20 protein-coding genes are annotated in these 22,900 nt (G+C 61.4%); 7 read left to right on the top strand and 13 right to left on the bottom strand.

Annotation, left to right across the window (positions count from 1 at the left end):
• Positions 1 to 129: 129 nt before the first annotated feature.
• From QA644_RS07110 to trmFO, 6 genes are all read left to right on the top strand, one after another.
• A complete protein-coding gene (locus QA644_RS07110) occupies positions 130 to 2,154 on the top strand; it encodes a hypothetical protein (protein ID WP_283071648.1) in 2,025 nt (674 codons plus the stop codon).
• A gap of 23 nt (positions 2,155 to 2,177) precedes the next feature.
• Complete coding sequence (locus tag QA644_RS07105; RefSeq protein WP_239598994.1) at positions 2,178 to 4,442, top strand: type I secretion system permease/ATPase; 2,265 nt, start codon at positions 2,178 to 2,180, stop codon at positions 4,440 to 4,442.
• Positions 4,432 to 5,778 carry an HlyD family type I secretion periplasmic adaptor subunit gene (locus tag QA644_RS07100; RefSeq protein WP_074067804.1) on the top strand — a complete coding sequence of 449 codons (1,347 nt, stop codon included), beginning with the start codon at positions 4,432 to 4,434 and terminating at the stop codon, positions 5,776 to 5,778. The genes QA644_RS07105 and QA644_RS07100 overlap by 11 nt, the downstream gene beginning before the upstream one ends.
• Before the next feature lie 86 nt (positions 5,779 to 5,864).
• On the top strand, positions 5,865 to 6,356 hold the full coding sequence (locus tag QA644_RS07095; protein ID WP_039844726.1) for a hypothetical protein: 492 nt from the start codon (positions 5,865 to 5,867) through the stop codon (positions 6,354 to 6,356).
• Between the two features lie 130 nt (positions 6,357 to 6,486).
• Positions 6,487 to 8,160: a GNAT family N-acetyltransferase gene (locus QA644_RS07090; RefSeq protein ID WP_283071647.1), complete on the top strand. Its 1,674-nt coding sequence runs from the start codon at positions 6,487 to 6,489 to the stop codon at positions 8,158 to 8,160.
• 271 nt (positions 8,161 to 8,431) lie between these two features.
• The gene (trmFO, locus tag QA644_RS07085) at positions 8,432 to 9,865 is read left to right on the top strand and encodes a methylenetetrahydrofolate--tRNA-(uracil(54)-C(5))-methyltransferase (FADH(2)-oxidizing) TrmFO (protein ID WP_239598997.1); all 1,434 of its coding nucleotides are present in this window, start codon (positions 8,432 to 8,434) and stop codon (positions 9,863 to 9,865) included.
• 3 nt (positions 9,866 to 9,868) lie between these two features.
• Here the strand turns inward: trmFO and QA644_RS07080 are convergent, their stop codons facing one another.
• From QA644_RS07080 to yajC, 5 genes are all read right to left on the bottom strand, one after another.
• On the bottom strand, positions 9,869 to 10,339 hold the full coding sequence (locus tag QA644_RS07080; RefSeq protein ID WP_074067798.1) for a hypothetical protein: 471 nt from the start codon (positions 10,337 to 10,339) through the stop codon (positions 9,869 to 9,871).
• A gap of 73 nt (positions 10,340 to 10,412) precedes the next feature.
• Positions 10,413 to 11,264 (bottom strand): phytoene/squalene synthase family protein, encoded by an 852-nt coding sequence (locus QA644_RS07075; RefSeq protein ID WP_074067796.1) that lies wholly within the window; start codon positions 11,262 to 11,264, stop codon positions 10,413 to 10,415.
• 2 nt (positions 11,265 to 11,266) lie between these two features.
• Positions 11,267 to 11,653, bottom strand: coding sequence for an Mth938-like domain-containing protein (locus QA644_RS07070; protein ID WP_074067794.1), 387 nt, complete (start codon positions 11,651 to 11,653; stop codon positions 11,267 to 11,269).
• A 3-nt stretch (positions 11,654 to 11,656) separates the two neighbouring features.
• Complete coding sequence (gene secDF / locus QA644_RS07065; protein WP_283071646.1) at positions 11,657 to 14,188, bottom strand: protein translocase subunit SecDF; 2,532 nt, start codon at positions 14,186 to 14,188, stop codon at positions 11,657 to 11,659.
• Between the two features lie 43 nt (positions 14,189 to 14,231).
• Positions 14,232 to 14,579, bottom strand: a complete 348-nt coding sequence (gene yajC / locus QA644_RS07060; RefSeq protein WP_022715367.1) for a preprotein translocase subunit YajC — start codon at positions 14,577 to 14,579, stop codon at positions 14,232 to 14,234.
• Positions 14,580 to 14,790: 211 nt separating this feature from the next.
• Here yajC and QA644_RS07055 point away from each other — a divergent pair, with 211 nt between their 5' ends.
• Positions 14,791 to 15,663 carry an ATP-binding protein gene (locus QA644_RS07055; protein WP_194729569.1) on the top strand — a complete coding sequence of 291 codons (873 nt, stop codon included), beginning with the start codon at positions 14,791 to 14,793 and terminating at the stop codon, positions 15,661 to 15,663.
• Between the two features lie 76 nt (positions 15,664 to 15,739).
• Here QA644_RS07055 and QA644_RS07050 read toward each other — a convergent pair whose 3' ends face one another.
• The 8 genes from QA644_RS07050 to scpB form a co-directional block, all read right to left on the bottom strand.
• The gene (locus QA644_RS07050) at positions 15,740 to 17,332 is read right to left on the bottom strand and encodes a LysM peptidoglycan-binding domain-containing M23 family metallopeptidase (RefSeq protein ID WP_239598999.1); all 1,593 of its coding nucleotides are present in this window, start codon (positions 17,330 to 17,332) and stop codon (positions 15,740 to 15,742) included.
• Between the two features lie 172 nt (positions 17,333 to 17,504).
• Positions 17,505 to 18,158, bottom strand: coding sequence for a protein-L-isoaspartate(D-aspartate) O-methyltransferase (locus QA644_RS07045; protein WP_074067785.1), 654 nt, complete (start codon positions 18,156 to 18,158; stop codon positions 17,505 to 17,507).
• A gap of 6 nt (positions 18,159 to 18,164) precedes the next feature.
• Positions 18,165 to 18,932, bottom strand: coding sequence for a 5'/3'-nucleotidase SurE (gene surE, locus QA644_RS07040; protein WP_283071645.1), 768 nt, complete (start codon positions 18,930 to 18,932; stop codon positions 18,165 to 18,167).
• 4 nt (positions 18,933 to 18,936) lie between these two features.
• On the bottom strand, positions 18,937 to 20,220 hold the full coding sequence (serS, locus tag QA644_RS07035; protein ID WP_239599001.1) for a serine--tRNA ligase: 1,284 nt from the start codon (positions 20,218 to 20,220) through the stop codon (positions 18,937 to 18,939).
• A gap of 100 nt (positions 20,221 to 20,320) precedes the next feature.
• Positions 20,321 to 21,148 (bottom strand): twin-arginine translocase subunit TatC, encoded by an 828-nt coding sequence (tatC, locus tag QA644_RS07030; RefSeq protein WP_239599004.1) that lies wholly within the window; start codon positions 21,146 to 21,148, stop codon positions 20,321 to 20,323.
• On the bottom strand, positions 21,145 to 21,798 hold the full coding sequence (tatB, locus tag QA644_RS07025) for a Sec-independent protein translocase protein TatB (protein WP_239599007.1): 654 nt from the start codon (positions 21,796 to 21,798) through the stop codon (positions 21,145 to 21,147). Before tatB ends, tatC begins: the two co-directional genes overlap by 4 nt.
• Before the next feature lie 51 nt (positions 21,799 to 21,849).
• Positions 21,850 to 22,041 carry a twin-arginine translocase TatA/TatE family subunit gene (locus QA644_RS07020; protein WP_022715359.1) on the bottom strand — a complete coding sequence of 64 codons (192 nt, stop codon included), beginning with the start codon at positions 22,039 to 22,041 and terminating at the stop codon, positions 21,850 to 21,852.
• A gap of 187 nt (positions 22,042 to 22,228) precedes the next feature.
• The gene (gene scpB / locus QA644_RS07015; protein ID WP_237361833.1) at positions 22,229 to 22,873 is read right to left on the bottom strand and encodes an SMC-Scp complex subunit ScpB; all 645 of its coding nucleotides are present in this window, start codon (positions 22,871 to 22,873) and stop codon (positions 22,229 to 22,231) included.
• Between the last annotated feature and the right edge of the window lie 27 nt (positions 22,874 to 22,900).

The following is a 22,900-nucleotide window of genomic DNA, read 5'->3' as shown; positions in this document are numbered from 1 at the left end:
CGGAAACAAACTGCACCGGCAATCCGCCGGTGCAGTTTGGTGGCTTGAGAAGCGGCTGAGAAGAATAGCTCGTCATCGATGAGTTTGCTGCCTTTCGGGCCGGACACCGTGTTGAACCGGGGGGCCGTCATGCATGCAGAGAAGATTTCGGAAATCGTTGCCCATTTTATCGGCTTATTCGGCGCTGCAACCGACGAAGCGCGGATGCGAAGCAATTACCTGGACGGCGCCCGTCCGCGCGAAGCAGATCCTTCGCTTTCAGAGGACGAGGCTTTCAGCCCGGCCTTTACTTCGAACCTTCAGCTGAAAGATTACGATCCAGGCGTCGATTACCGATCCGTCAGCTATGATATTAACTACGGAGATCCGCGCCACTTCGGCGGCGTATTCGAAGAGACCCTGAAGAAGCTGGCCGAGATTGCATCGCGCGATCTCAGCGCTCCACACTTCGGCGCCAATGTCTACCTTCCCGGCGAGGAGGAGGAAGAAGAACTCGAAGTCTTCCAGGGACCAGGCTCGGTCATCAGCCATGTCGCCCAGGCGAATATGCTGATCGACGACGACCACCTGAATATGACCGGCGATCAGCCGGAGCTGCGCGACACGAGCTTCGTCACACACCGCCTCATGGAATTCAGCGAGAAGGCGGACGCCTTTACGCCCTTCTCTTCCTATGATCGCGTCGATACGCAGGAGGGCCTGCGGGCGATCGCGGACGATATCCACGAGTACATCCAGGCGGCGCGCGAGAGCAGCGCCACGACGATGGAAAGCGGCGAACCGCAGATCATCGTACTCCCAGACAACCAGATCGACGGCATTAGTACTTATACTTATGTGAACGGTCAGCTCGTCGAAGAAGCGCCTTCGATCGACGACTTCATGCCCGACCGCGGGATCGCAACGCCGCCCACGGAGCCTGAGAAAAGCGACGTACCCGTGGAACAGGACGGCGGCAGCGAAAACAGCCTCGATGTGGCCGCAGGCGCGAATGTGCTTGCAAACGTGGTGGAGATCACCGAGACGGCGATCATATCGCCAGTTATCGCCGTGATGGGCAACTACCATCAGATCGATGCGATTTCGCAGTTTTACGTCTACAGCGATCGCGACGAGATCGCTTCCGTCTTCAATCATGACGATAGCGCGACGACCGTTGCGAACAACATCGCGATTTTCGAGCGCAGCACTTACGACGACGGAAAGCCGGACACGGCAGAACCGGCGGCTGAGACGATCTTTCCGACCGCATGGCGCGTCAGCGTGATCGAAGGCGATGTTTCCTTCGTGAACTGGATCGAGCAGTATCACTTCATCAGCGACAACGACACGATGACCGTAACGACGACCGGTTCGGAGGCAACCGTGCTGACAGGTGGCAATGCCGCCGTCAACCTTGCCTCCTTCCTCGGCATCGGCATGCAGTACGACCTGATCATCGTCGGCGGCGACATTCTCGACATGAATGTCATTTCGCAGATCGCCCTGCTCTACGACAACGACTGGGTGCGCGCCGAGGACGGGGCTCCGGGAGCCACCGTGCAATCCGGCAACAATCTGATCTGGAACCTCGCATCTATCCATAACGTCGGCGCAAACGACCGTTTCGAAGCGATGCCCGACTATGTGGTGCAGACGCAAAAGGCAATCGAGGACCGCGATGCGGCGATGCCGTCGGGGCTATCGCATAACGGCAATTTCGAAGGTTATATCGGCCTCAACGTCCTCTACATCACCGGCAATCTCTACGATGTGAACATCATCAAGCAGGTGAGCATCCTTGGCGATTCCGACGACGTGACACAGGCCTTATCGAACATTCTCGAGCACAACCAGGGCGCCGATATAACGATCGACACGGGCAGCAATGCGGTCGTCAACATCGCGCAGATTACCGATTACGACAGCTTCGGCCAGACGACCTACCTTGCCGGTCAGCTCTATTCGGATGCCATCCTGATCCAGGGCGGCCTGGTGGAGCACGACACATCGCAGCCACAGCCGAACAGCGATCATCTCGCCAATGAAGTTATCGCATTCCTCGGGGAGGACGAGCCGCTTGGTGGATCCGAGGACGCGGTCATCAACGCAGGTCATGACCTTTCATGGACGCTGGCTCAACCGGCCGACGTAATGCAAACCGTCGTCGCCTAACCGGAGCCAGAGGGAGACGTTACGTGAATCATATTTCAAAACAGACGCTTTCCGCCGATCGCTCGCTCAGATTTGGCAGTACCGGCCGCGTCGACGAAACGCTGACGGTTGCCTGCATGTCGGCGATCGACGAAGCCGTTGCGAGCCTGCGGAAGCTCACGGAGAACCGCACGGCGCCGGCCCAGTCCGTTTCGCCCGCCGAGCCGAAGGCCGAAAAAGCCCCTGAGCCGATCGAATATCCTGCCGAGGAGACGGTCCCGCTGATCCCGCTACGCTCGCGCGCCATCCCAGGTCCTGAGCGGTCGACAAAACAGGCGAAGGCCGGGGAAACCGTTGCCAAGGCAACGCCTGACACGCCCATCGTGCCGCTCAAGACGCCGGGTGATCAGAGCGAGGCAAAGGCCAATCCCGCAATTCCCTTCGGCAAGACGATCGACGGCAATCGCGGGCCAATCAGGGAGAACGAGCGCCGCCAGCGTAACGACGGCGGCAACAACGGCAAGACCCCCGATTTTGGCGGTGGTGGCGGTGGCGGCGGTGGCGGCGCCAGCTTCCACAAGCGCAGCGAACCGGTGAACTTTGCCGTTAGTCTCGCAAGGGGTATCGCAGCTGTCCGGCGCAACATGGTCATCGTCATGGCCTTCACGATCGCCATCAACGTGTTGCTGCTTGCGATCCCTCTCTATCTCTTCCAGATTTCCGACCGCGTGCTCACGAGCCGTTCGATCGATACGCTGGTCATGCTCACGGTTGCCGTTCTGGGCGCCGTCATCCTGCAGGCCTTCATGGATTCGATCCGGCGCTTCATTCTGATGCGCACGGCGGTCGAGCTCGAAGTGCAACTCGGGGCGCCGATCCTGAGTGCCGCCGCTCGCGCATCGCTGCACGGCAACGGCAGGGACTACCAGACGCTGCAGGATCTGCAGCAATTGCGGTCCTTCCTGACCTCTGGCACGCTCATCGCCTTTCTCGATGCACCGCTGATGCCGCTCTTCGTCGTCGTGGTCTATCTGGTGCATCCACATCTCGGTCTCATCATTATGACCTGCTGCGCAGTGCTCTTCGTCATCGCCTATTTGAACCAGAAGTTCACGGCGCGGCAGTTCGCGGAGGCGAACGGCTATCTCAGCCGCGCGAACTTCCACCTCGATTCCATGTCGCGCAACTCGCAGATCATCAATGCGCTCTCCATGATCCCCGAGGCGGTGAAGATGTGGGGCCGAGAGACGGCCGGCTCGCTGAAATCGCATGTCTCGGCGCAGGACCGGAATATCGTCTTTTCCGGCGTCTCGAAGGCCTGCCGCATGATCACGCAGGTCGCGCTGCTCGGCTGGGGCGCGCATCTGTCGCTTTCGGGCGAGATGACGGGCGGCATGGTGATTGCGGCCTCGATCGTTTCGGGCCGCGCGCTGGCGCCGATCGAAGGTGCAATCGAAGGCTGGCAGCAGTTCAACAAGTCGGCGTCTGCCTTTGGCAGGATCAAGCAGCTGCTGATCACCTCGCCGCTGAACTTTCCGCGGCTGCGGCTGCCCAATCCGGAAGGCCGGCTGGATGTCGAGCGTATTCTCTTCGTACCGCCGCCGCAGAAGAAGGTGATCCTGAACGGCATCTCCTTCTCCCTGAAGAAGGGCGAATCGCTGGCGATCATCGGCAATTCCGGCTCCGGCAAGACGACGCTCGGCAAGATGCTCGTCGGCTCGATCCTGCCGACTTCCGGCAACGTGCGCCTGGACCTCATGGACCTGCGCAACTGGGACCAACGGCAGTTCGGCGAAAGCATCGGCTATCTGCCGCAGGACGTTCAGCTCTTTCCCGGTACGATCAAGGCCAACATATCGCGCATGCGCGACGACGTCGAAGACCAGCAGATCTACGAGGCGGCCGTGCTTGCCGACGTGCATGAGCTGATCGCGAGCTTCCCACAGGGCTACGAGACGATCGTTGCCGCCGATGGTGCTCCGCTTTCCGGCGGCCAGAAACAGCGTATCGCGCTTGCCCGTGCGTTCTTCGGCGATCCGAAGTTCGTCGTTCTCGACGAGCCGAACTCCAACCTCGATTCGCAGGGCGAGGCAGCGCTTGCACGTGCCCTCATCCATGCGAAGAAAAAGGGCATCACGACGGTAACGATCACGCAGCGCCCCGCCCTGCTTCAGTGCGTCGACAAGATCCTGCTTCTGAAGGAGGGCTCCGTCGCCATGTTCGGCGAGCGTACCGAGGTCATGGAAGCGCTTTCCAAGAGTAACGGCCGGCAGCCGCCGCGTATCGAAGGTAACGACAATGGTGAGTAAAAAGCCGCAACCGGCCGGCAACCCGATCGAATGGTACAGCGAGGTGCCGCGCTCCATCCGCTATCACAGCATCATCGGGCTCGGCGTCCTTTTCGCTTCCTTCGGCGGCTTCGGCTTCTGGGCGGCAACCGCACCGCTTGCCTCCGCAATCATCGCGCAGGGCAGCTTCGTCGCAACCGGCAACAACAAGATCGTGCAGCATCTCGAAGGCGGTATCATCAAGGAAATGAGCGTCAGCGAAGGCGATGTCGTCAAGGAAGGCGATGTTCTGGTGACACTCGACCCGACGGCCGCGCTCTCCAACGAGCGGATGCTGAAGCTGCGGCGCCTGCGCCTTGAAGCGGTGGTGGCTCGGCTGCGCGCCGAGGCCCAAGGCGCCCGCCAATTCAAGATACCCGACATCGTCATGGCCGAGGCGAGCGACCCAGACGTCAACGCGATCATCCAGAGCCAGAACGTTGTTTTCCACAGCAAGCAGATCAAGCTGGAAGAACAGCTCAACCTCATCGATAAGAACATCAAATCGCTGGAGTACCGCTTCAAGGGATACAACGGCCAGAAGGAGGCCTTCGAGCGCCAGCTGTCTCTTCTGACCGAAGAGCGCGATTCCAAGGCGCGTCTCGTCAAGGTCGGCTATATGCGCAAGACCGACCTTCTGGCGATCGAACGCGCCATGGCCGATGCACTGGGCGATATATCGCGGCTGACGGGCGAGCTCAATGAAAGCGAGGCGGAAGTCGCCAAGTTCCGTCAGGAAGCGGTCATCGCCGTCAACTCCAATAAGCAGGCCGCACTCGACGCGCTGGAAACTGCCGAATCCGAGCTCGACAGCGTGCGCGAGCAGGTTCGCGAAGCAGCAGGCGTCCTCGAGCGCACGGTCATCCGCTCGCCGGTCAACGGCACCGTCGTGCGCAGCTATTATCACACCGCAGGCGGCGTCATCACCACCGGCAAGCCGATCATGGAAATCCTGCCCGCGCATGTGCCGCTCATCATCGAAGCGCAGGTACTGCGCACGTCGATCGACCAGTTGCATGAGGGCCAGACGGCGGCCATACGCCTTTCGGCGCTCAACCGGCGCACGACGCCGGTGCTCAACGGCAACGTCTTCTACGTTTCCGCAGACTCGATCGAGGAAAATGCCGGCCAGCAGGTGAAGGATGTCTATATCGTGCGTGTCCAAATACCCGACGACGAGATCAGCCGGGTTCACGGCTTCCATCCGGTGCCCGGCATGCCGGCCGACGTGCTGATCCAGACATCCGAACGCACTTTCTTCGAGTATCTGACGAAACCGATCACCGACAGCATGTCGCGTGCATTCAAGGAACGCTGATGGCAGCAGTCAGCAAAAGAAAACAAAAGCCTCTCACGGCGATCTGAAGTATCGTTTCACCAGAGGATCGACGGAGGGAGGCTTTCATGGCGGCTATGTCTGACGTGCTGCTGCGGGTCGGCCGCCTGAACTATGTCTGGACCAATACGGAAAGCCTGCTGATCTACATCATTGCCCACCTTCTCAAAATCCAGAAGGACGCGGCGATCGTCGTGTTCCTGACGCTCAACACGACACGGGCGAGGATCGACCTGGTCGAGCGCCTCGCAAAGCTGCATTCCACGCCAGCAGCAGACCGCAAGGCCGTTCTTCACGCCATGTCGCGCATGAAGAAGGAATCCAAGATGCGCAACAAGTATAACCACTGCATCTATTCCTTCGACGACAAGGGCCAGATCTCCGGCACGCAACTGATGCGCTTCGTCGAGGACGACAAGGAAATCAGCTACGGCAAGGTCGAGCAACTCGACGAAAAGGAGATTGCGGCGCTGGAGAAATCGATCGCCGAGATCGTCTCGATCAGCCAATCGCTCTGGAGCTTCATCAACGCAAGCTCGCATGTATCCGGCGAGCTTTAGCCCCTGCTCCTAACCCCCGGCGGCTAATCATATTTAATACAAACGTTTCATCCGAACGGCATATTTGAAGCCCTGCATTTGCCCTTAGAATGAAGCCTCCCGAATGTGTTATGGGTATTGGGAGGGGACCATGCGCATTGACGTGATCGACACCGAGGCCGGCTTCGAGGCTGTCCGCGAAGACTGGGATCGGGTCTATATGGACGATCCTCATGCGCAACACTTCCTGTCCTGGATATGGCTCAAGTCCTATCTTTTTCATCGCAAACGCTGGTTCATCTTAGCGCTGCGCGAACGGGAGGATCGCTCTCCCTACGTCGCCTTCTTTCCTCTGCGTGTCACCACCCAGCATGACAAGAAGACCGGCGTCTTTTTCGACGAGATCATCATGGCCGGCAATTTTTCGGCCGACTATACCGGCTTCATCGCGCAGCCGGACTATGAGCAGCACGCGATCGCCGGATTTGCCGCCTATCTGAAACGGCAGAATTGGACGCATCTGAAGCTGGAGTATTTCAGCGGCCCTCCGCAACGGCGCGAAGCACTGGTTCGCGCGCTGCAGGGGCCGGAGGTGATGTTCCGCGACAGCTCCCCGCAAAATCCCGAGAACATAGACAACTGCATCTGCCCGGTCGTCACGCTGCCACCGAGCTTTGACGACTATCTGGAACAGAAGATGAGCAGCCAGACGCGCCAGAAACTGCGGCGCTTCCTGCGCAAGGTCGAGAGCGACGACGACTATCGCATCACGATGGCGACGCCGGAAACCATCGACCGCGACCTCGATATTCTCTTCGAGCTGTGGCGCACGAAGTGGATTGGGCGGAAGGGCAAGGAACGCACCGAACGGCTGATCGGCGCGACGCGCCAATTGCTGATGGACAGCTTCAAGGACGGCAATCTCGATGTGCCGGTGATGTGGTACGGCGACCGGCCGCTCGGCGCACTGGCCAACATCGTCGACCGGCAGAAGAAGTCGATCCTCTTTTACATCACCGGCCGCGACGAGACCTGGAAGACGCCCTCGCCCGGCCTCATCCTGCATGGCTACTGCATTCGCAGGGCGATCGCGGACGGATTCAAGACATACGACTTCCTGCGCGGCAACGAGCCCTATAAATACATGTTCGGCCCCGACGAGCGCCGGATCAGCTGCACATTGTTCCGCACGCGCAGCGGCCGCAATCTCGGTGACGTGATCCATCCCCGCAGCATCCCCTTCGTCTACGACCAAGCGCTGCAGATGTACCGCGACGGCGCCAAAGCTTTTGCCGAAGCGGCGTTCCGGCAGCTTCTCGAAACCGTCCCCAGCCATATGGGTGCGGAGTTCGGGCTGGCGAGCCTGATGTTCGAGAAGGGCAAGCTGCACGAAGCCGAGGCCGGCTTCACGGCGCTTATCGGCCGCATCGACGACCCGAATCCGGTCTATCTGCGTCTTGGAGACACGCAACTCGCGCTCGGCAGCTACGAGGAGGCTGCGAGGACTTTCGGCCGCATCATCGAACGCTCGCCCTACGACGCGCAGGCGTACTACAAGCAAGGCGTGGCACTGGCGGCGGCGGGCCGCCAGCCGGAGGCTGCACGCGTCTTCGCCATGGTCGAGCAATATAACTACGACAATCCAGTGCAGCGGAAATTCGCTGAAAAGTCGCGCGAGGCTTTGCGGCGGATCGTCAGCGAAACCGAACAGGCCGCAGCGGCGCCGGTTGCTGCAAGCAAACGGCAGAAGACGTCGCGACGGGACCAGACCGGCAGGGTTTCGGCAAAATTCGAGTGCGGAGCGACGGAACTGGTGCCGGCATGAGGCCATGCTTTTTCACAGAGACTGCCGCACCGATATAGACTGGCACGCGCGTCACGAGATCCGCGTGGCGCTCGCCAGAGAGCCTATGGATTCGACGGAATCCACGCCAAGGAGGAAGTGCTGGGCAATTCCTCGACGACTGCGACACACGATCCCCTGGTGCAATCGCCAGCCACAATTTCGGGATCGGTATCTTGTGGCATTTGCCGCCTGGTTCGGCTTTTTCACGCCGGGAGTTCCCTGTTCGCGCCGGGCGTGATATCAGCCGCGCATGAACAAGACCTCTTCCTATTCCCCTATCCACGTCGTCGGCGGCGGGCTCGCCGGCTCGGAGGCCGCATGGCAGATTGCCAATGCCGGCGTGCCGGTCATCCTGCACGAAATGCGTGGCGTGCGCGGCACGGATGCGCATAAGACCGACGGCCTTGCGGAGCTCGTCTGCTCCAATTCCTTCCGCTCCGACGACGCGACGAGCAATGCCGTCGGCGTGATCCACGCCGAAATGCGCATGGCAGGCTCGCTCATCATGGCCTGCGCCGACAAGCATCAGGTTCCAGCGGGCGGGGCGCTCGCCGTCGATCGCGAGGCCTTTTCCGACGCGGTGACGAAGGTGATCGACGACCATCCGCTCGTCAGCGTCGTTCGCGAGGAAGTGACCGGGCTGCCGCCGAAGGAGTGGGATCTGGCCATCGTTGCCACCGGACCGCTGACGGCGCCGTCACTGGCTGCGGCAATCCAGGAAGAAACGGGTGCGGACGCGCTTGCCTTCTTCGATGCGATTGCACCGATCGTCTATCGCGACAGCATCGACATGGACATCTGCTGGTATCAGTCGCGCTACGACAAGGTCGGTCCCGGCGGCACCGGCAAGGACTATATCAACTGCCCGATGGACGAGGAGCAGTATAATGCCTTCGTCGACGCGCTGATCGCTGGCGACACCGTCGGCTTCAAGGAGTGGGAAGGCACGCCCTATTTCGACGGCTGCTTGCCGATCGAAGTGATGGCGGAGCGCGGTCGCGAGACGCTTCGCCACGGGCCCATGAAGCCGATGGGGCTGACCAACGCGCACAATCCATCCGTCAAAGCCTATGCCGTCGTGCAGCTTCGTCAGGACAATGCGCTAGGTACGCTCTATAACATGGTCGGGTTCCAGACGAAACTGAAATACGGCGCGCAGGCGGAAATCTTCCGGATGATCCCGGGCCTGCAGAACGCCGAATTCGCCCGCCTCGGCGGCCTGCACCGCAACACCTATATCAATTCGCCGACGTTGCTCGATCCGTCGCTGACCTTGAAGTCGCGGCCGGGGCTGCGGTTTGCCGGCCAGATCACCGGCTGCGAGGGCTATGTCGAAAGCGCCAGCGTCGGGCTGATGGCGGGGCGTTTCGCCGCCGCCGAACGCAAGGGCGAAGCGGTATTGCTGCCGCCGGCGACCACGGCTCTGGGTTCGCTGCTTGGACATATCACCGGCGGGCATCTCGTCACCGACGAGGAACCGGGCAAGCGCTCCTTCCAGCCGATGAACATCAATTTCGGCCTGTTTCCGGACCTGCAGCCCGGCTCGATCGTCAAGCCGGAGGGCGTCAAACGCTTCCGCGGCAAGGACAAGACCATCCTGAAGCGGCAGCTGATCGCCAAGCGCGCGCTTGCCGATTGCGCCGCATGGCTCGGCCAGAGCGCGCCCTTTGCAGAGAGCGCCTGAGTTTTACTGATTGTTGGCTGCCGGCCTTTCGGTCGGCGGGAGCGCAAGGTCTGCGTCGGCGACGTAATTGCCGAGCAGCCAGAGCGAAACTTCGGCCGCCTCCTTGGCGGAAGCGAATTCGAAAACGCCGTTGTGATGCGGGTGATCGAGGAAATCGATGACCAGGCCCCTTCCCGTTTCCGAACTGACGACGCGCACCCTGCCCGGCTCCAGCACATGGCAGGAGAAGTGGCGGTGCATATTGCGCATGAAGCCCGCCTTGTTGTCGTGCAGTCGCACGAAAACCACCTGACCGTCGGCCGTCGCCTGAAGCTGGCGGATCGCCTCGTGCGGGAAGGCACGATTGAATTCCAGGATGGCGAGACCGGTATCGTGAAAGCCCTCCTCATCCTTGTTCTGCGCCGCCAAACGGGTCGCGACGAAGGCCAGGAAGACCACAAGGGCAAAAATGACGGACCAGACGATCATGCTCAACGCCGTTTTCTCCGATTCAGGCTTAGCGGTTGTCCGCTTATAGTGTCCGAGCCTTGCGCGAATTTGAACAGATTCAGATTTTCTTGCGCATCAGCGCCAGCGTCATGCCGAGCTGACGGCGCCATTGCGGCTGTTGCAGCGATTGATCAAACAGTGCAGCACCAGCCTTCTGCGCCTTCATCAGCATTGGCTCGGCAAGCGTCACAGGCAGGAAGGCTGGGAAAATGGCGGGCGGGAGCACGACCGCACGAGCCTTTGCGAGATGATCGCGGCCAAGACCGACGAAGGCTTCGATAGCAGCGGAAATGCGCGCCTTGTCCTTGCCCGCCAAAAAGCTATCGCGATCGAGTCCGGTGGCGCTCAGAATTTCGAGCGGAATATAGAGCTGGCCGCGATGGCGGTGCAGCGGCATCAGCAGCAGCATGCCGGCAATAGCCTGTGCGACACCGGCATGGCCCGCGGCCTCCGCGGATTTCGCCGCCTCGTCCGCCGACAAGACGAGGCTTGCCAGCTGGATCAGCGCGGAGGCCGTCTCTCCGGCATAGCCTTCGAGTGAGGTGCGCGTTTCCATCGGATCGTCGTAGAGATCGAAGATGCGCGCATCGATCATGTCGATGAGCGTCTGGCGCGGCAGGCGGTGGGCCTCGATCGCGCTCAGCAAGGATGCGGCAACAGGATTGGCCTCGGTCGAGCCGTGGGCGCTGCCTTCCAGCAGATCGCGCCAGTATTGCATGCGCACCTCACCGGGCAGCGGCTCGTGCACGAGATCGCGGATGCGGGCGAGTTCGGCATTGAAGGCGTAAAGGGCTGCGAGTGCGCCGCGCTTGTCCTGCGGAGACAAAAGGCAGGCGAGATAGCGATCGCGGTCGCTGTCGCGCAGCATCGCCAGGCAGATCTCCTGGTTGCTCATCGGTTTGTCCGTCATTGTCAGACCGCGATCAGGGCCGCCGCGACGGCGCGCGATTCTGCGAGCATGATGTTGAAGGTGCGGACGGCAGCACCCGTGCTCATCGGGTCGGAGGAAATACCGCGGGCCTTCAGGGCATCCTTCAGCTCCGGCGGCAAGCGGCGAAGCTCGGTGCCTGTCCCGACGAGCAGAACCTCGATGTCATCTGCCTCATCCAGCACTCTCCGGAAACTCTCGACGGAGAGCGCCTTCGACATATCCATGTCCCAGCCGTAGATGCCGGATGGAAGGCAGAGGATGGAGCCGCGATGCGACATATCGGCAAAGCGGAAGCCGCCATTTCCGTACGTGTCGACGGGAGCGCGGCCGGGGAAATGGGCCTCGCGGATTTCGATGCCTTTAGCCATGGCTTACACTGTGGCCTTTCCGGATTTTTCATCGGTGGCCCCATCCTCTTTCTCGTCGAGGGTCTTCGGGCGAAGCCTGAAGAGGATCAGTACCGGTGCTGCAATATAAATGGAGGAGAAGGTTCCGACGGCAACGCCGAAAAGCATGACGAGCGCGAAGGAGCGGATGACCTCGCCGCCGAAGAGGTAGAGCGCAAGCAGCGCAAGCAGCGTCGTGGCAGACGTCAGGATCGTGCGCGACAGCGTCTGGTTGATCGAGGCGTCGATCAGGATCGGTAGCGGCATCCTCCTGAAGTGCTTCAGGTTTTCGCGCATGCGGTCGTAAACGACGACGGTGTCGTTCAGCGAATAGCCGACGATCACAAGCAATGCGGCGATGCTCGTCAGATTGAATTCGATCCCGGTGACGACGAAGGAACCGAGCGTCAGGATGACGTCGTGCAGCGTCGCGATGATGGCGCCGACGGCGAACTGCCACTCGAAGCGGAACCAGATGTAGACGAGGATCGCCGCAAGCGAAGCAAGAACGCCGAGCGTCGCCGTCTTCGTCAGCTCGCCGGAAACGGCGGGGCCGACGACTTCGACGCGGCGGAAATCATACTGGTCCGCAAGCTCGCTGCGCACGAGGGTGATTGCCGACTGCTCGGCATTTTCGCCGCCGCCCTGCGCTTCAATGCGGATGATGGCGTTTGAGGCATCGCGCAGGCGCCTGGCCTGGATATCGCCTATATTCAGTTGGCTCAGCCGCGAACGGATATCCTCAAGATCGGCCGGTCCCTGCTTGGATCTCACTTCGATGACGGAGCCGCCCGTGAAATCGATGCCGAGATTCATGCCAATCGTCGTTACGGCCAGCATGGAAACGAGCGAAAGGGCCGCAAGCGCGGTGAAGCTGTAGCGGCGGATGCCCATGAAGCGGATGTTCGTGCCGTCGAAGAGATCGGTGTGGACGCTCTTCGGCAGATGCTTGAGGCGGCGGTGGCGCACCCAGGCAACGACCAGCGGGCGTGTGAAGAGGAAGGCAGTGAACGCCGTCGTTAGAATGCCGATCGCAAGCGTGACCGCAAAGCCGCGTATCGCATCGCTTCCGAGGTAGAAGAGGATCGCGGCGGCAATCAAGGTCGTGATATTGGCATCGACGACGGTCATAAAGGCTCTGGAATAGCCTACGCCGATCGCCTGATCGAGATGCGCGCCGCCTTTGACCTCTTCGCGGATGCGTTCGTAGATCAGAACGGTGGCATCGACCGCAATGCCGATCGTCAGCACGATGCCTGCAACACCCGGCAAGGTCAGCGGCGCTCCCGACAGACTGAGAATCGCAAGGATCATCATGATGTTGACCACAAGCGCAGCGCCGGCAATCACACCGAGGATACCGTAGAACGCTACCATCAGGCCGATCACGAAAACGGCGCCGACAAACCCTGCGACGAGGCCGGAGAGGATGGATCCGGCGCCGAGACCGGGATCGATCGTCCGCTCTTCGACAATCGTCAGCGTTACGGGAAGCGCCCCGGAGCGCAAGATTGCGGCGAGGTCTTCCGTTTCTTCCTGCGAATAGTTGAGCGGTATCTCGCCCCTATTGCCGGTGACCGGTTCGCGGATATCGGGTGCGGCAATGACCTGATCGTCCAGGAGGATCGCGAGGGACCGCCCCACATTGTTCTGCGTCAGCTCGGCAAATCGCCTGGCACGCTCGGGATTAAAGCGAAAGGTCAGGATGGAACTGTCTTCGTCGTTGCCAGGCTCGACCTGGAAATCGCTCAGATCGGCCGACGACAGCACTTCCGTGCGCTCTACAAGAAAGGCGTTCGGCGGGTCGTCCTGCGAATAGACGATCCGCGAGCGCGCCGGCACGGTGCCGCTCATCGCATCCTGCGGCGACATGCTGCTATCGATCAGGTGGAAGGAAAGCCGGCCATCCTGGCTCAAAAGATCCTTGAACCGCTGCGGGTCGGCGAGACCCCGCACCTGCACGGACAATCGATCCGGGCCGCGGGTTTCGATGACAGGATCGATCCCGCCTGCCTCGACGGCACGGCGGCCAACGATATCGACCGATTGTGTGAGCGCCGCCGACAGGCTTCGGCCGATCGCCTTGCCGGTGATTTGCAGCGTCAGCTGGCCGTCATTGCCTTTCGAGAGCGTGACGTCGGGATCCCGGGCTCCGGTTGCGGCAGCTATCAGCGGCGTCAGAACGCTGACGGCCCGATCGATCTGGTTCGGATCGGTGATGCGGACCCGAATGGTCTGCCCATTGCCGGCAAGGCCCGTATAGCGAATTCCCGCTTCGCGCAGCCTGCCGCGCACGCTCGCAACGGTGTTTTCGAGCCGCTTCCTGACGATGTCGGATCGCTCCGCCTTCAGCACGATATGCGAACCGCCCTGAAGATCGAGGCCGAGAGCCACCCGCTTGTGCGGTATCCAGCCCGGCAGCGAGACGTCCGTGAAAAGATTTGGGGCGGCGCCGAGCGCCGCCACAAAGACAATGAGCCAGATCAGAACTGTTTTCCAACGGGAAAGATGGAGCATTTCAGTCTCGACACCTCTGATCCGGCTGATCTGCCTGCCGGAATTACGCGGCGTCTGCCTTTACGGGCTCGCCCTTCACGCGAACGTCGGCGATGCCGCTGCGGACCACGCGAACGCGCACGCCTTCAGCGATTTCGACTTCCAGTTCCTTGTCGTCGACGACCTTCGTTACCTTGCCGACGAGGCCACCGGCCGTGACGACCTGGTCGCCGCGGCGGATCGCGCTTAAGGTTTCTGCACGCTTCTTGGCCTGGGCGCGCTGCGGACGGATCAGCAGGAAGTACCAGACGACCATCAGCGGCACGAACAAGATGATCATTTCGAAGCCGGAGCCGAAGGGCGACGCAGCGGCATCCGGTGCGGCCTGGGCAAATGCCGGGGTGATGAACATGGATAAGCTCCTCAACTACGGGCGGCGTATATCCGCCTCTCTTTTTCGGGTGGCCGGACTATAGTTGCGGCAAGAACGAATGCAACAAAAACAGCCTGCGGGCGTACCGATTCCCCTGTCTCATAACCTTTCCGCTGTGGAAAGGCCATGCTACTGCGCGTCGAAACCCTCGGGCGCGCATGCCGCGGCAGGAAATTCAGGAGGACATGCAATGGCCGAAGAATTGAACAGCGTCATTTTGCAGGAGCTGAGGCGGCTTGCCAATGCGGTCGAGCGGCTGGCAGGCCCGGCGCCCGGCGTCAACGACTGGAATGGCGCCGACTGTTTCGTCTGGTCGCCTGCCCGCACGCATCTGCAGCCCGTCGCGCGGCCGAACCGTGTTGCCTTGAAGCTCATCCGCGGCGTCGACCACGTGCGTGACATCCTGCACGAAAACACGGTGCGCTTTGCCGAGGGATTTGCCGCCAACAACGTGCTGCTCTGGGGCGCGCGCGGCATGGGCAAGTCGTCGCTGGTCAAAGCCGTGCATGAGGACGTGCGGCGCGAAAGCGGCGTTTCGCTGAAGCTTGTGGAAGTGCATCGCGAAGACATTGCGAGCCTTCCGACCCTGCTTGATATCCTGAAGGAGGTGCCGCATCGCGTCATCGTTTTCTGCGACGACCTTTCCTTCGACCATGACGATACCGCCTACAAGTCGCTCAAGGCAGCGCTGGACGGCGGCATCGAAGGCCGTCCGGACAACGTGCTTTTCTACGCTACCTCCAACCGTCGCCACCTGCTGCCGCGGCATATGATGGAGAACGAGCAGTCGACCGCGATCAATCCATCCGAGGCCGTCGAAGAGAAGGTATCGCTTTCCGACCGTTTCGGCCTTTGGCTCGGCTTCCACAAATGCAGCCAGGAAGACTATCTCACGATGATCGACGGCTATGCCGAGCATTTCAAGCTGACGCTCGATCGAAAGAAGATGCATGCGGAAGCGCTGGAATGGGCGACCACGCGCGGTGCGCGCTCCGGGCGTGTCGCATGGCAGTACATCCAGGATCTCGCAGGGCGCATGCGCGTCGTGCTCGCCCGCGACTGAGCCGAGCTACGGCTGCTGCAAAACGACAAAAGCCCGGCGGTCAGCCGGGCTTTTGCACTTCCCCGAGACGCTTTACCTACTCGAGGAAGGTGATCGGATTGACCGGCGAGGCGTCCTTGCGGACTTCAAAGTGGACCTGCGGTTGCTTGACGCTGCCGCTCATGCCGGAGACGGCGACGGTCTGGCCGCGCTGGATCTTCTGGCCACGGGCGACGCTCAGCGTGTCGGCATTGCCGTAGACGGTCACCGTGCCGTCGTCGTGGCGGATGAGGACGGTGTTGCCGAGCTCCTTCAAACCGTTACCGGCATAGATGACCACGCCGTTTTCGGCGGCCTTGATCGGCGTGCCCTGCGGCACCGAGATGTCGATACCGTCGTTGCGGCTGCCATTGACGTTCGCGCCGTAAGCGGCGATGACGGCGCCGCGCACCGGCCAGCGATATTTGCCGATGCCGGTCGATTCGGGGGCTGCGGAGGCGACATCGGACTTCTTCTCGACTTCGTCGACGGTCTGCGTTGCGACCGGCGCCTGGTAGGCGGCCGGCTGAGCGGACGCCGTTTCAACTGCGGCCAGAGCAGCAGGCTTCGGTTCGGCTTTGGCCGGAATGGACGCAGTCTTCGTCTGATCGGCGGAACTAGAACCGTTCGGGATCGTCAGTGTCTGGCCGATGCGGATCGAACTTGCGGAAAGGTTGTTCGCAGCCTTGAGATCATCGATCTTCGTGCCGGTCGCCTTGGCAATCTTGGCCAGGGAATCGCCCGGCTTGACCGTGTAAGTGCCGCCGCCCGCATTCGGGTCCTTTCCGGCACCGGCCGCAATCTTGCCCGCGGCAGCATCCGCGCTTGCCTGCGACTTGTCGCGAGCAGCGTTTGCGCCCGGCAACACCGCGAGATTCTGGTCCGGCGTCTTCGAAGGCTGCGGAAGCTTCCCGGTCTTGGAAAGGTCGGCGGCCTGCGCGGAAGCCTTGGCAGCATTCCTGCCGCCGTTGAAGGTCGGGATGAGGATCGTTTCGCCCGGCTTGATGGCAGCCGCCGACTTCATGTTGTTGACGCGGAGGATTTCCTTTTCGGGAACGCCGTAGCGGTTGGCGAGCGTTGCGAGATTTTCGCCCGGACGCACCAGGACAGCAGGCGCGTTGGCCGCCGACCATCCGGACACCTTCGGCGTCGTGCCTGTCGTCATCGGATCGGGCGCAGCCAGCTTCGGGGCAGCCTGCCTCTGGCGGGGAGCCTGCGAGCCGGAAGGAGCCGCCGGGAACGGCTGCGCCATGGCGATCTGCTTTTCGCGCGACGGCGCGGGGGATGCGCCCGTCGGCGCGGCAAGTTCGGTGCGCTGGACAGAAACTGGAGCAGACGCAAGGCGCGCGCTGGAGCTTGTCGTTCCGGTCGTCGCCGGATAGGGCTGATTCAGTGCGTCATTGCTGGCATTGTATGAGGGCTGAGCCATTCCGGACTGAAGATCGGCGCTCGGGACCGGATCGCCCTGCGAGCCACTCATGTTCCGCCTCGGTACAGAACCGGTCGTCATCTGATCCTGGCCCGACCCGGCAAAGAGGCCGCCGAAGCGGGTCACATCCGAACTGCAGCCCGTCGCGGTGCTTGCCAGCAAGGCAATAAACAAGAGATTGCCGGCCGGCTTTCCGAACTTTGGCGAAACGCTAAAACGCATGACTCGACCCACTCATAACTCAACCATTCGTGGGTATATTAAAGCGCGTTAGTGTTACCACCCGGTTAAAGCGCTGGAATCAGTGCGATTTTTTTGAGGAATTGATAACCATAGTTTTGCGGGTGAGAAATCATAGCCGCCGGACACACTGGAAATGCTCGCCAAAATGGCCTCAGAGCTGGGAAGCCAATCTCGGCACGATGGGCAAATAAGGTACGTCGAAAAGCTCTTCGCGCTCGAAGCGGCTGCCGGTCTTCGTCAGCCGGACCATGCGGCACTGGCCCTCGGAGATCATCAGCGGCGCGATCATCGAACCGCCGGAGACGAGCTGGTCCGCATAAAAGCGCGGCATGGAATTGAAAGCAGCCGTCACCAGGATGCGGTCGAAAGTCCCCTCGCCCTGCAGGCCGTTGCTGCCATCGGCTTGCCGGACGACGATGCTGCGAAGGCCGAGCTGATCCATGCGGCGCTGCGCATTGGCCGTCAGCGTCTTGTAGCGGTCGATCGTCAGCACGCGCTCGGCGATGCGGCCGATGACAGCTGCGGTGAAGCCACTGCCGGTACCCACTTCGAGCACACGCTGACCGGGCTTGACCTTCAGAAGATGCAGGATGCGAACGGCAAGATCGACGCCTTCCAGGAACGAGCCGCACTCGATCGGGATCGTCCGGGTGGAATAGGCGTCGTCGGAAAATTGCGGCGGCACGAAAAGCGAGCGCGGCGTCTGCTCGACGGCAGTCAGGAGATCGATGTCTGAGATACCCTCCGCCCGCAGCCTCAAGACGAGTGCCGCAAAACCTTCCTTCTCGACCAGCCGTGCCGTCAAAACGTCCTACTCCGTACCTGAAAGCGCCCGCGCCACGCGGTCCTTCACGGAATAATCGGTCAGATCCAGTTTCAAAGGTGTTACCGAAATCTTATTATGCTTCAGCGCGTGAATATCCGTGCCCTCTGTAAAGGCGCCGCCACGCTCGCCGAACTTCAGCCAATAATAGGGCAAGCCGCGGCCGTCGGAGCGCGCATCGATCTGCAGGTTGAAGGCGAGCTTGCCCTGGGCTGTGACTTCGGCACCCTGCACATCCTGCGGACGGCAGTTCGGGAAATTGAGGTTGAGGAAAGTGCCTTCCGGCAGGTCGACCGTCATCAGCCTGTCGAGTAGCGCCGGCGCATGGGCCTCGGCGACCTCCCACGGCACGATGCGCGCGCCGTCGGAATAGCTATAGGCCTGGCTCAGCGCAAAGGAGCGCACACCTTGCATCGTGCCTTCGATCGCGCCGGCGATGGTGCCCGAATAGGTGACATCGTCGGCGACGTTCGAGCCTGAATTGACGCCCGAAAGCACGAGGTCAGGCTTGATGTCCATCACCTGCTTGATGCCCATGATGACGCAGTCGGTCGGCGTGCCGCGGAGCGCGAAATGCTTGTCGGCCACCTGACGCAGACGAAGCGGCTCCGAAAGGCTCAGTGAATGAGCCAGGCCGCTCTGATCCGTTTCCGGCGCGACGATCCAGACATCGTCGGAAAGAGTGCGCGCAATCCGCTCAAGTGCCGCGAGACCATCGGCATGGATGCCGTCGTCATTGGTGAGCAGAATGCGCATCGCTTCAGGCCGCCCGTTCGATCTTCGTCAAACCGCCCATATAGGGCAGCAGCGCGTCGGGGATAGTCACCGAGCCGTCCTCGTTCAGGTAGTTTTCGAGCACTGCGATCAGGCAGCGGCCGACGGCGGTGCCGGAGCCGTTCAGCGTGTGAACGAACTTCGTGCTCTTGTCATCCTTGCCGCGATAGCGCGCATTCATGCGCCGCGCCTGGAAATCGCCGCAGACCGAGCAGGACGAGATTTCGCGATAGGCGTTCTGCCCCGGCAGCCAGACCTCGATATCGTAGGTCTTGCGCGAGCCGAAGCCCATGTCGCCGGTGCAGAGCGTCATCGTGCGGAAATGCAGGCCGAGGCGCTTCAGCACTTCTTCGGCGCAGGCCGTCATGCGTTCATGCTCGGCGATCGAGCTCTCGGCGTCGGTGATCGAGACGAGTTCGCACTTCCAGAACTGGTGCTGGCGCAGCATGCCGCGCGTATCGCGCCCTGCCGAACCTGCCTCAGAACGAAAGGACGGGGTCAGCGCGGTGAAGCGGAGCGGCAGCTTTTCCTGCTCGAGAATCTCACCCGAGACCAGATTTGTCAGCGTTACTTCAGCCGTCGGGATCAGCCAGCGGCCGTCCGTCGTCCTGAAGAGGTCTTCCGCGAACTTTGGAAGCTGTGCGGTGCCGAACACGGCCTCGTCGCGCACCATCAGCGGCGAGCTGACTTCGCTATAGCCATGTTCCGTCGTGTGGAGGTCGATCATGAACTGACCGAGCGCCCGCTCGAGCCTCGCAAGCGGTCCTGTCAGCACCGTGAAGCGCGAACCGGAAAGCTTGGCGGCACGTTCGAAATCCATGTAGCCGAGGGTTTCGCCGATTTCGAAATGTTCCTTCGGCGTGTGGTTCCAGCGCGGCATTTCGCCGACCGTGCGAGCGATGACGTTGTCGTGCTCGTCCTTGCCGACCGGTACGTCGTCGAGGGGCACGTTCGGAACGCGCGCCAGCGCGTCGTTGAGCTCGGCCGTCAGCTGGCGGTCTTCCTCTTCGGCCGCCGGCAGCGAAACCTTCATCTCGGCGACTTCGGCCCTCAGCTTTTCGGCAACCTCGCTGTTCTTCTGCGCCATCGCCGCGCCGATCTCCCTGGAGGCGGCGTTGCGGCGGGACTGCAGGTCCTGCACCTTCTGTACGGCGGAGCGGCGCTTCTCATCGAGAGCTATGAGGCTTTGGGCCAAGGGCTCCGCACCGCGCTTGGCCAGTGCTTCATCGAGCGCCTCGGGATTCTCACGGATCCATTTGATATCGAGCATTGTCGTTCCGGGTCGTTACGAAGGACATGACCGGCCAAAGCCTGACCGGGCCTCGACCGGATATTTTGCATGCGTTCAGGAGGGAATTTCGGAGAACCGCTCAGACGCTGTCCGTCTTGGCAACGTCCGCAGACCCGTCCGCCTCTTCGACCGCCTGCCGGGAACGCTGGCGCTCCACGATTCGCGCAGCGTAGATGGCAATCTCGTAGAGAAGGATCGTCGGCAGTGCAAGGCCGATCTGGGACATCGGATCGGGCGGCGTCAGCACGGCGGCGACGACGAAGGCGAGCACGATCGCAAACTTGCGCTTCTCGGCAAGCCACTGCGAGGTGAGCAGGCCGACGCGCGCAAGCAGCGTCGTGACGACCGGAAGCTGGAACACGAGACCGAAGGAGAAGACGAGCGTCATGATGAGGCTCAGATATTCCGAAACCCTTGGCAGCAGCGAGATCGCGACATCGCCTTCTCCCGGCGCCTGCTGCATGGTCAGGAAGAACCACATGACCATCGGCGTGAAGAAGAAATAGACGAGTGCGCCTCCAAGCAGAAACAGGACCGGCGATGCGATCAGGAACGGCAGGAAGGCCGCGCGCTCGTTCTTGTAGAGGCCGGGGGCGACGAACTTGTAGATTTGCGCGGCAATGATTGGGAAGGCGATCACAAGGCCGCCGAACATCGCGACCTTCACCTGCGTGAAGAAGAACTCCTGCGGAGCCGTATAGATGAGCTGCGCCTTCGTTACATCGAGGCCCGCCCAGCTGACTGCCCATTTGTAAGGGTAGACCAGGGCGTTGAAGAGATGCTTGGCGAAGATGAAGCAGACGATAAAGGCGACGAAAAACGCGCCGATCGCCCAGATCAGCCGCGTGCGCAGCTCCATCAGGTGCTCGATCAACGGCTGCGGCTTGTCTTCGATATCACCGCTCATGCCTCGTCCTTCTTCTTGGTCGCCGTCTTCTTCGGAGCGGCTGCAGTCTTCTTTGCCAAAGCAGGCTTTGCTGGCGCAGCCTTTGTTGCTGCGGCCGGTTCTGTCGCGGCGGCGGCGGTCTTTGCAGCAGCCGCACGCTTCGGCTGTGCAGCAGGAGCAACCCCGGTTGCAGCCGCAGGCAGCGCCTTTTCGGCGGCAGCGCGCGACTTGCGCACGGCCTTCGGCTTTTCGGCGACGGCTGGTGCGGGCGCCGCTTCCGGAGCCGGCGCGACGACAGGCGGCGTTTCGGGCAGGCTCATCGACGGCGCCGGCACGGTAACCGGCGGCGCTTCGGCCTTGTTTTCGACCGCCGTTGTCTTCTGCAGGTCGGCCTTGATGTCGTTGCCCATCTGGCGAAGCGGGTTCATCGCCTCGCGCAGGCTGTTTGCCGGATTAAGCCGCTGCGCATCGCTGATCGTCTGTCGCACGTCATCGAGATCCGCCTCCCGCAACGCCTCGTCGAACTGGGCGCGGAATTCGCCGGCGACCTTGCGGGCACGCTGCGTCATCTTGCCGAAAGCGCGCAGCATCGGCGGCAGATCCTTCGGACCGACGACGACGATTAACACGACCGCGATGACAAGCAACTCGGTCCAGCCAATATCGAACATTCAAGGCTCCTGGAGGGGAAGCGGGGCAAAAGCCACCCGTTCCCGGACTTGTTACTTCGGTTCGTCGGCCTTGTGATCGACGGTCTTCGCCGTGTCCGGCGCTTCTTCGTCGTTGATGCCCTTCTTGAAGCTCTTGATGCCCTTGGCAACGTCGCCCATGAGCTCCGGAATCTTACCGCGGCCGAACAGCAACAGCACGATGACCAGAACGATCAACCAGTGCCACATGCTAAAAGAACCCATTACGCATACTCCCTGTTGCGATCTTTCTTCGATGTAAGAGTTTCCGACATCGTTTCCAATATCGAAACTCCCCTTGAATTGACGCTTAATGTCACGGCTTCGCCCATAATGACAAGTCGTCCGGGTATCGAATTATAGTGATCTCTATTGTTTTCGTCGTCGGTGTCAAAACAAAGACCGGATGACACTAATCTTCGGAGGCGCCGCCGGGCGCGAGAAGGCCCAATTCCTCAAGGTCCATCTGCGTGATCGGATCCTCGTCCTCGGTCAGTTCGTCGCTCATCAAGGGCGATGGGATGTTGAAATTCGCGGGAATGCGGCCGGAAAGAAGGCCGGCACCCTTCAGCTCCTCCAACCCGGGCAGGTCGCGAAGTTCCTCGAGGCCGAAATGATCAAGGAAATCGCGGGTCGTGCCGAGCGTCACCGGCCGGCCGGGCGTGCGGCGGCGGCCGCGGAAGCGCACCCAGCCTGCTTCCATCAGCACGTCCAGCGTGCCGCGTGAGGTTTGCACGCCGCGGATATCTTCGATCTCGGCGCGGGTGACCGGCTGGTGATAGGCAATGATCGCCAGAACCTCAAGGGCGGCACGCGACAGCTTCTTGACCTCGTTGTCGTCGCGGCGGATGACGAAGGAGAGATCGGCGGCGGTGCGAAAGGCCCAGGCATCATCCACCTGGATAAGGTTGACGCCGCGCGGCGCATACTGCTCCTTGAGCCGGAGCATGACGGCGCGAACGTTGAAATTTCTCGGCAAGCGATCGGCGATGAAGGCTTCGGAAACCGGCTGCGAGGAAGCAAAGACCAGGGCCTCGGCGATGCGCTCGGCCTCCATCTCCGCCTGGAAATTCTCGTGAAAAGC

The organism is Rhizobium sp. CC1099, from assembly GCF_029714385.1.
In the GTDB taxonomy this organism is placed as follows: Bacteria; Pseudomonadota; Alphaproteobacteria; order Rhizobiales; family Rhizobiaceae; genus Rhizobium.
This window is presented reverse-complemented; position numbering and strand designations above follow the sequence as displayed.

Excerpts from the sequence above, each read along its gene's own strand:
- QA644_RS07110 (WP_283071648.1), top strand. The coding sequence starts at position 130 with ATGCATGCAGAGAAGATTTCGGAAATCGTTGCCCATTTTATCGGCTTA.
- QA644_RS07100 (WP_074067804.1), top strand. The coding sequence starts at position 4,432 with ATGGTGAGTAAAAAGCCGCAACCGGCCGGCAACCCGATCGAATGGTAC.
- QA644_RS07095 (WP_039844726.1), top strand. The coding sequence starts at position 5,865 with ATGGCGGCTATGTCTGACGTGCTGCTGCGGGTCGGCCGCCTGAACTAT.
- QA644_RS07090 (WP_283071647.1), top strand. The coding sequence starts at position 6,487 with ATGCGCATTGACGTGATCGACACCGAGGCCGGCTTCGAGGCTGTCCGC.
- trmFO (WP_239598997.1), top strand. The coding sequence starts at position 8,432 with ATGAACAAGACCTCTTCCTATTCCCCTATCCACGTCGTCGGCGGCGGG.
- QA644_RS07075 (WP_074067796.1), bottom strand. The coding sequence starts at position 11,264 with ATGACGGACAAACCGATGAGCAACCAGGAGATCTGCCTGGCGATGCTG.
- QA644_RS07070 (WP_074067794.1), bottom strand. The coding sequence starts at position 11,653 with ATGGCTAAAGGCATCGAAATCCGCGAGGCCCATTTCCCCGGCCGCGCT.
- secDF (WP_283071646.1), bottom strand. The coding sequence starts at position 14,188 with ATGCTCCATCTTTCCCGTTGGAAAACAGTTCTGATCTGGCTCATTGTC.
- yajC (WP_022715367.1), bottom strand. The coding sequence starts at position 14,579 with ATGTTCATCACCCCGGCATTTGCCCAGGCCGCACCGGATGCCGCTGCG.
- QA644_RS07055 (WP_194729569.1), top strand. The coding sequence starts at position 14,791 with ATGGCCGAAGAATTGAACAGCGTCATTTTGCAGGAGCTGAGGCGGCTT.
- QA644_RS07050 (WP_239598999.1), bottom strand. The coding sequence starts at position 17,332 with ATGCGTTTTAGCGTTTCGCCAAAGTTCGGAAAGCCGGCCGGCAATCTC.
- surE (WP_283071645.1), bottom strand. The coding sequence starts at position 18,932 with ATGCGCATTCTGCTCACCAATGACGACGGCATCCATGCCGATGGTCTC.
- serS (WP_239599001.1), bottom strand. The coding sequence starts at position 20,220 with ATGCTCGATATCAAATGGATCCGTGAGAATCCCGAGGCGCTCGATGAA.
- tatC (WP_239599004.1), bottom strand. The coding sequence starts at position 21,148 with ATGAGCGGTGATATCGAAGACAAGCCGCAGCCGTTGATCGAGCACCTG.
- tatB (WP_239599007.1), bottom strand. The coding sequence starts at position 21,798 with ATGTTCGATATTGGCTGGACCGAGTTGCTTGTCATCGCGGTCGTGTTA.
- QA644_RS07020 (WP_022715359.1), bottom strand. The coding sequence starts at position 22,041 with ATGGGTTCTTTTAGCATGTGGCACTGGTTGATCGTTCTGGTCATCGTG.
- scpB (WP_237361833.1), bottom strand. The coding sequence starts at position 22,873 with ATGGAGGCCGAGCGCATCGCCGAGGCCCTGGTCTTTGCTTCCTCGCAG.